Annotated in this window: 2 protein-coding genes; both read right to left on the bottom strand. The window is 47.2% G+C overall.

Annotated elements, in window-relative coordinates; translation table 11 throughout:
- On the bottom strand, positions 1 to 740 hold a 740-nt coding region (locus A3729_RS23250), incomplete at its 3' end, for a flagellar hook-basal body complex protein (RefSeq protein WP_156498089.1).
- A 72-nt stretch (positions 741 to 812) separates the two neighbouring features.
- A partial coding sequence (locus A3729_RS23245) for an FLgD tudor-like domain-containing protein (protein WP_304439748.1) occupies positions 813 to 1,024 on the bottom strand: 212 nt, incomplete at its 5' end.

Below are 1,024 nucleotides of genomic sequence, written 5' to 3'. Positions count from 1 at the left end.
TATCCAGCTAAGGTTATTGTAGAGCTGGTACTAGCAGTCGCATCCACACCTTCTAAAAGCGAAAACTGAGATGCAATTGCCCCGGCAGTTGATTCCGCAGTCGTTGTAATGGTCTGCGACGTGCCATCCGGAAAGGTCACTTCGATATCCTGACTCGCATAGCCATTCACAATTCCTGCTTGTGCTACACCAACATCCGTTGCACCGTTCGAGTTAATCGTTGTGCCACTCTGAGTCAAAGCTTCTTCTGAAGAATCCAGATTCAAAGCTGCTTCGACATTAGTTGATCTTGATGGAGGCAGATCATTCGCATCAACAACCAGATCACCCAGAACTCCCGATACCGTCCCACCTTCATCAGCCTGAAAGCCCTGGACACGCATACCCGTGTTATTGACCATGAAACCATCTTTATCCACACCTAGCTGACCAGCACGCGAATATTTGGCCTCACCCTGATCACTAAGCACGAAAAAGCCTTTTCCGGTAATTGCTAAGTCCAGGTTATTGTCAGTAAGGCTTACGTTACCCTGACCAAACATCTGTCGAATATTTTGTACTGCGACACCGTCTCCCGTTGAGGTAGCCCCCCTGCCGAAAAAACTATTGGAATAAACATCACCAAACTCGGCACGCGAACGCTTAAAACCAACAGTACTCGCGTTCGCAATGTTATTACCCGTAACTTCCAAGTCCGTGGAGGATGCTCTCAACCCACCTAATGCAACGTTAAACGGCATACTACACCTCTCTTCTGATTCTTTTTGTCGTAATGATTACAATTATTTCGCACGCCAGACACATACTCATGCCTAGTTAATCTCTCTAACATCTTCTAAAGGAATAGCGCCCATACCGGCTAAGTTAAGCGAAATGGCACCACCAGTCCCGATCGATACGCTACTCACATTGGCGGAAAGCAAGGTCGTAATTTGACTTACATCTCCTCCTTGATTCGATTCAGCAGCGATCGTGTAATTGTCATAGGGCATCTGCTCCCCCTTGCTATTTGTTCCATCCCACG

This window comes from Oleiphilus sp. HI0043 (genome assembly GCF_001634935.1).
Note: the sequence above shows the minus strand (reverse complement) of the source record. Positions and strands in the feature narration are given on the sequence as shown.